This window comes from Roseateles sp. 22389 (assembly GCF_052044995.1).
Lineage (GTDB): Bacteria > Pseudomonadota > Gammaproteobacteria > Burkholderiales > Burkholderiaceae_C > Roseateles.
This window is the reverse complement of record NZ_JBQEOF010000002.1, coordinates 1-6,026: the sequence shown is the minus strand read 5'-3', so window position 1 is coordinate 6,026 and position 6,026 is coordinate 1. Positions and strand designations below refer to the sequence as shown.

The window sequence follows — 6,026 nt, the reverse complement described above, 5'->3', positions numbered from 1 at the left end:
CGCTCCAGCGCCTCGCTGCGCCCGCGGGCGATGCCGACCACCAGGTGACCGGCCGCTAGCGACTGGCGCGCCAGCGCTTCGCCCAGGCCGCGGGAACTGCCGGTGATCACGGTGAGGGCGTTCGGGGCGTTTTGGGAAACGGACATGACGAGGACTCCTGGGTCGGACGGCGCAAGGGGCGCTCAGAACGCGGGGGGCGAATGCAGCGACAGCGGCGGCGCGTCGAGCACCGCCGGCAAGCGCAGGTCCCGCGCGTGCAGCAGCAGGCGCGGCGCGCGGGCAAGGACCTCGGGCGGCGCGTACAGCGCGTCGCCGAGGATGGGGTGGCCGGCGGCCAGCAGGTGCACGCGCAGCTGGTGCGAGCGCCCGGTGACCGGCTCCAGCTCGACGCGCGTGGTGCCCGAGGCAAGGTCGCGATGCAGCACCCGCACCCGCGTGAGGCTGGGTTTGCCGCGCTCGGCATCGACTTTCTGGCGCGGCCGGTTGGGCCAGTCGACGATCAGCGGCAGGTCGATCTCGAATGCATCGCGCGCTACCAGGCCGTGCACCACGGCCTCGTAGCGCTTGTCGACGAGCCGGGCCGCGAAGGCCTCGCTGAGCGCACGCTGCATCGCCTCGCCGCGGGCGAAGACGATCAGCCCGGAGGTCGACTGGTCCAGTCGATGGACGATCAACGCATCGGGCCAGCGCGCCGCGACCCGGGCCCAGGCGCAATCCTGCTTGTCCTCGCCGCGACCCGGCACCGACAGCAGGCCCGACGGCTTGTCGACGACGACGAGATGGTCGTCGGCGTGCAGCACCTGCGGGTCGAGGTGGGCGAAGGGCGAGGGCAAGGGCGACATGAGGGGAATCGGGACGCCGGTTCCGGCGCGCGTCAGAACTGGTGGATCCAGCCGGACTGCAGCGCCGATTGGGGATTCGATCCGGCGGCGCTGACCGCGGCGAGCGCTTCCGCCGCCGGCATGCCCAGGCGCTTGAGCACGCAGGCGGCCATCGTGCCGGTGCGCCCCATGCCGGCGGCGCAATGCAGCAGCGCGCGGTCGCCCATGCGCAGGCCCTGCGCGACCTGCTCCACCCCTTGCCGGAAGGCGGCGGCATCCGCGGCGAGGCCGAAGTCGCGCATCGGCACATGCAGCCAGCGGAACGGCATCCGGCCCTGCGCGACCGCCTTGTGATACGCCGGCGACAGCTCGGCCACCTCCTCCAGCGGATTGAGGCAGACCAGCATGTCGAGCCGGTTCAGCCGCGCCTCGTCGAGGAAGGCGCTCCAGGGCTCGCGGCGGCCCGGCATCGACTGCAGCCAGAGCCGGCCGGGGACGTCATCGGGAAGGGGCAGGGGTCGGAAAGCCATGGGCGCGATTGTCGGGTCTCCCTGCGTGGAGGAGTGTTAATAAACAAACTGTTTATTAAATCGACGAGCGGCGCGATCATGACGCAACAACAGCAAGCACAAGGAGCTCGCCATGATCAAGATCCAGGGCCTCGACCACCTCGTCCTGCGGGTGCGGGACCTGTCCGCGTCGCTGCACTTCTACGTGGACCTGCTCGGCTGCACGGTCGAGCGCCGCCAGGACGCGATCGGCCTGGTGCAGCTGCGCGCCGGCGCGCAGCTGATCGACCTGGTGCCGCTGGACGGCAAGCTCGGCAGCGCGGGTGGCGCGGGGCCGGGCGCGGAGGGGCGCAACGTCGACCACTTCTGCCTGCGCGTCGAGTCGCTCGACGAGCCCGCGCTGCGCCGCTGGCTGACCGAACGCGGCGTGCGCGTCGATGCCTACGGCTCGCGCTACGGTGCCGAGGGCGACGGCCCGTCGCTGTACCTGTTCGATCCGGACGACAACGAGCTCGAGCTCAAGGGGCCGCCCTGGCCGGCGAGCCTGCACGAGGCGCTGGACCAGTCGGTCCGTTTCGGCCCGATGTACGGCACCGAGGCGATGCCGCTGTTCAACCATTTGCCGATGGCGCTGGGCGCGCTGGCGCGGCTCGGCGCGCCGCGCGCGGCGCTGCAGCGGCAGATCGACCACTGGGCGCCGCTGTCGCGCCCTGCCGTGGCGGACGACATGCCCGCCCCGACGGTGGAGGAGGCCTTGCTGCGCGTGCTGGACGCACCCGAGGCGCAGGCCTTTCATGTGGCGATCCGGCTGGCCTACGCGCTGCAGTCGGGGCATGCGAAGGAACTGGACGCGGCGCTGCGGACGACGGTCGGACTGACCTCGCCGCTCGGCGCGCCGGTGCCCACGGGCCAGGGCAGCGCGCGCCTGCGCGACGTGATCGACGCGGTGCGCGCCGATCCGGCGATGGCCATGCCGGCGATGCCGGGCAGCCTGATCACGACCCGCATGCAGCACGCGGCGGCGCTGCCCGGCTTCGCGGCCTACGTCGAGCGTCCGCGCCTGACGCTGGACGATCTGGCCGAGGCCTCGCTGGCGGTCTACCTGGCGCGGCACCAGTTCGCCGCGTTGCACCTGGTGACCGGCACCCATGCGTTGCGGGTGCTGCTGGCGGCGGCGGCCTCGCGCGGTCTGGTGGTCGACGAAGGCCAGGTCCTGCGCAGCGTCTGGCGGGCCTGGCTGGGCACCTATCTGTCGGACCTGCGGCCGGCGCCGGCCTGGGCGCTGGTGCATGCGGGCAGCGCGTCCGAGGACGACTGGACGCGCGAGCTGCCCGCGCTGCAGGGATCCATGAACGATCACCGCATCAAGGTCGCCGACGCCGCCCGCGAGGAGTGGCGCCATCGCGGCTGGCCCGGCTATGCCTTGTGCCTGCGCCGGGAAGGGGCCGCACAATGAGCGCCGTGCTGTCTTCGTCCGCGCCCCCTTCCGCCTCGCCGGCGCCGCTGCGCCATCCGCACCTGCTGCTCTGGGCCGTCTGCGCGCTCGCGCTGATGAGCACCGCCGGCGTCGCGCTGCCGTATCCGATCCTGGCGCCGATCTTCGTCGGCGGACCGGTGGACGACTTCACCCACTTCCTCGGCCTGCGGCCCGAGCTGCTGATGGGCCTGGCGCTGGCCGTGAATCCCGCCGGCATCCTCGTCGGCAGCCTGTTCGTGGGGCCGATGTCCGACCGCTACGGGCGCCGCCGCGTGCTCGGCATCACCATCACCGCGACGCTGGTCGGCTACGGACTGAGCGCCTTCGCGCTGGCCTCGCGGGACTATCCGCTGTTCGTGCTGTCGCGCTTCGCGACCGGGCTGACCGAGGGCAACGTCGCGGTGGTGCGGGCGCTGCTGGCGGACTGGCATCCGCAGCTGGAGCGCACCCGCAGCTTCGCCTGGCTCAACGCGAGCCTCTACATCGGCTGGCTGGTCGGCCCGCTGCTGGGCGGGCTGACGCTGCCCTGGGGCGAGGCGGTGCCCTTCATCGTCGCCGCGGTCGTGCTGGTGCCCTGCCTGGTGCTGCTGGGCGTCGGGCTGCCGGATGACCGGCCCGCGGCACGGCCGCAGGGCGGCCTGCTGGCGGCGATGCGGCGCCAGCAGTCGCTGGGGCTGGTGGTGCAGGACCCGGTGCTGCGGCATCTGGCGCTGCTGCAGCTGGCCTACACGCTGGGGGTCAATGCGCTGTACGAGTTCGCGCCGCTGTGGATGCTGCAGCAGGCCGGGCTGGGCAGCCGCGGGATCGCGCTGGTCACGGCGGTGCAATGCGCCGCGATGACCGCGGCCAGCCTCTTCGCGGCCCGCATCGGCTCGGGGCCGACGCCGCTGCATCGCGCGGCGCGCTTCGCGGTGGTGGCGGCGATCGGGCTGCTGGCGCTGAGCCTGGCGCCGTCGTGGCTGGGGCTGGCGCTGATCCCGCTGCTGGGCGTGCCGCTGTCGTTCTACAACGCGCTGATGCCGGCGTGGATGTCGGAGCGCTTCGCCGCGCATGGCCAGGGCCGCGTGATGGGGCTGCTGACGACGGTGTTCTGCCTGTCCAACACGCTGATCGCGCTGATCGGCGGCGCGCTCGGGATGCTCTCGGCGCGCTGGATCATGCTGCTGGGCGGTGCGACCTGCCTGCTGGCGGCGATCGGTTTCATCCGCTTCGCGAGGCGCCATTCATGAGCCAGGGCAACGAGGACCGGCTGCTGTTCGAGCTCAAGAGCCGCGGCCCGCAGCCGGCGGCCGCGCTGGCGGCGGCGCTGGCGATCACGCCGATGGGCGCGCACAAGCTGCTCGCGCGGCTCCAGGAGCAGGGGCTGGTCGATGCGCGGGACGAGCGCCGCGACATGCGGTCGTTCGGCGAGGGCGTGGAGGAGGGCGAGGGCATGGCCGGGACCCTTCGCGGCGTTGAGGGCAGCGGCACCGACGAGCCGGGCGCCGCGCCGCGGCCGGGGCGGCCGCGCAAGCTCTGGGCCTTGACGGAGACCGGGCACGGTCGCTTTCCTGATCGACATGCCGACCTGACGCTGCAACTGATCCAGCAGGCGCGCGCGGTGTTTGGCGAGGCGGGGCTGGACCGGCTGATCTCCGCCCGCGAGCGTGACAGCGAACAACGCTATCGCGCCGCGCTCGCGCGCTGCCGCACGACCGGCGACAAGGTCCGGGAGCTCGCCCGGCTGCGTGCGGAGGAGGGCTACATGGCGCGCGCCGAGCGCGCGGGCCGCGACTGGCTGCTGGTGGAGGACCACTGCCCCATCTGCGCCGCGGCGCGGAGCTGCCAGGGGTTCTGCCGCTCGGAACTGGCGCTGTTCCAGCGCTGCCTGGGACCGGCGCTCGCGGTCGAGCGCACCGAGCATCTGCTGGCCGGCGCGCGGCGCTGCGCGTATCGGATCAAGGCGGTCAAGGAAGAGGTCGCGGCGGATTGATCTGAAGACTGCCACGGCTGTCGGCCCTCACCCCCGCCCTTGTATCTTTCGTTTTGAGAGTACACACAGGTTTGTTTTGGCAGTTGTCCACAGCCCGTCTGCCCTCTGGGATACCTAGCCCGTGGGAGAGCATTTGGCGTGGACGACTGGCCGTCTGTTGAGCAAGCCCGAACAGTTGCTGGACGGCCGACATGCACTGGCGTGCTCGGACCTCGAATTTGCAAGGATGGGAAATGGCAGGCGCACCTGAACTGATTTTTGTTGGTATCGATGTTTCCAAAGCCACGCTTGAGGTGGCCTTGAATGACAGGGACAAGACGCAGACCTTCAGCAACGATGAGCCCGGTTTGAAGTCGCTGTTGGCGATGCTCACTGAGATGCGCGAGCGCGTGGGAGTCGTTCTGCTGGAAGCCACCGGTGGGCTGGAGCAGCCGGCGGCGGCGATGCTGTGCGCGCATGGTTTGGCCGTCATGGTGATCAATCCGCGCCAGGCGCATGACTTCGCCAAAGCGATGGGCTACCTGGCCAAGACGGACCGCACGGACGCGAAGATGCTGTCGCAGTTTGCGCGCACGCTGCATGCCAGCGACCGGCGCGAGCGACTGCTCTACAAACTGCCCACGGACGCGCAGGAGACACTGCTAGCCATGGTGACGCGGCGCAGTCAGCTCGTGGCCATGCGGGTGGCTGAGCACAACCGATTGGCGAGCATGCACGCGTCGCAGCGCAAGAGCATTCGCACCATTCTGAAGATGCTGGACCACCAAATCGGAAAGATCGATGACGATGCGGGCGGCTTCCTGAAGGAGCACTTCAAGGACAAGCTGGAGTTGCTCAAAGGGCTCAAGGGAGTGGGGCCAGGCACACAAGCGATGCTGATGGCTGCGCTGCCCGAACTCGGCCAACTCAAGCGACGCGAGATCGCCAAACTCGTGGGTGTGGCGCCGTTGAACAACGACAGCGGCACATTCAAGGGTCGGCGCTCCACCTGGGGTGGACGGGCCAATGTCCGTTCGGCGCTGTACATGGCTTCGCTCAGCGCTGTGCGTTATGACCCTGTCCTCAGGAGCTTCTACGAACGACTGGTGCAAGCGGGCAAGCCTAAGAAGGTGGCGCTGACCGCCTGCATGCACAAGCTGCTCACCATCATCAACGCCGTCATCAAGTCCGGCACCGCTTGGCAGCCCTCTTATCCACAGCCCGCGCTAGCCTGATTAGCGCTTGACTTGGAACACAGTTGCTCTCCC

Annotated in this window: 6 protein-coding genes and 1 pseudogene; 5 read left to right on the top strand and 2 right to left on the bottom strand. The window is 70.4% G+C overall.

Annotation, left to right across the window (positions count from 1 at the left end):
* Nucleotides 1–182: 182 nt before the first annotated feature.
* Complete coding sequence (locus tag ACTJKJ_RS03105) at nucleotides 183–842, bottom strand: RluA family pseudouridine synthase (RefSeq protein WP_440819566.1); 660 nt, start codon at nucleotides 840–842, stop codon at nucleotides 183–185.
* Between the two features lie 32 nt (nucleotides 843–874).
* Nucleotides 875–1,351: a protein-tyrosine phosphatase family protein gene (locus ACTJKJ_RS03100; protein WP_091723514.1), complete on the bottom strand. Its 477-nt coding sequence runs from the start codon at nucleotides 1,349–1,351 to the stop codon at nucleotides 875–877.
* A 112-nt stretch (nucleotides 1,352–1,463) separates the two neighbouring features.
* Here ACTJKJ_RS03100 and ACTJKJ_RS03095 point away from each other — a divergent pair.
* The 5 genes and pseudogenes from ACTJKJ_RS03095 to ACTJKJ_RS03075 all read left to right on the top strand — a co-directional run.
* Nucleotides 1,464–1,871: pseudogene (locus tag ACTJKJ_RS03095) on the top strand (VOC family protein); the annotation flags it as partial.
* Between the two features lie 42 nt (nucleotides 1,872–1,913).
* Nucleotides 1,914–2,786 carry a questin oxidase family protein gene (locus tag ACTJKJ_RS03090; protein ID WP_440819755.1) on the top strand — a complete coding sequence of 291 codons (873 nt, stop codon included), beginning with the start codon at nucleotides 1,914–1,916 and terminating at the stop codon, nucleotides 2,784–2,786.
* Nucleotides 2,787–2,791: 5 nt separating this feature from the next.
* A complete protein-coding gene (locus tag ACTJKJ_RS03085; RefSeq protein WP_440819565.1) occupies nucleotides 2,792–4,036 on the top strand; it encodes an MFS transporter in 1,245 nt (414 codons plus the stop codon).
* Complete coding sequence (locus tag ACTJKJ_RS03080) at nucleotides 4,033–4,779, top strand: helix-turn-helix transcriptional regulator (RefSeq protein ID WP_440819564.1); 747 nt, start codon at nucleotides 4,033–4,035, stop codon at nucleotides 4,777–4,779. The genes ACTJKJ_RS03085 and ACTJKJ_RS03080 overlap by 4 nt, the downstream gene beginning before the upstream one ends.
* A 233-nt stretch (nucleotides 4,780–5,012) precedes the next feature.
* Nucleotides 5,013–5,993, top strand: coding sequence for an IS110 family transposase (locus ACTJKJ_RS03075; protein ID WP_440819474.1), 981 nt, complete (start codon nucleotides 5,013–5,015; stop codon nucleotides 5,991–5,993).
* Nucleotides 5,994–6,026: the final 33 nt, after the last annotated feature.

Excerpts from the sequence above, each read along its gene's own strand:
- ACTJKJ_RS03105 (WP_440819566.1), bottom strand. The coding sequence starts at position 842 with ATGTCGCCCTTGCCCTCGCCCTTCGCCCACCTCGACCCGCAGGTGCTG.
- ACTJKJ_RS03100 (WP_091723514.1), bottom strand. The coding sequence starts at position 1,351 with ATGGCTTTCCGACCCCTGCCCCTTCCCGATGACGTCCCCGGCCGGCTC.
- ACTJKJ_RS03090 (WP_440819755.1), top strand. The coding sequence starts at position 1,914 with ATGTACGGCACCGAGGCGATGCCGCTGTTCAACCATTTGCCGATGGCG.
- ACTJKJ_RS03080 (WP_440819564.1), top strand. The coding sequence starts at position 4,033 with ATGAGCCAGGGCAACGAGGACCGGCTGCTGTTCGAGCTCAAGAGCCGC.
- ACTJKJ_RS03075 (WP_440819474.1), top strand. The coding sequence starts at position 5,013 with ATGGCAGGCGCACCTGAACTGATTTTTGTTGGTATCGATGTTTCCAAA.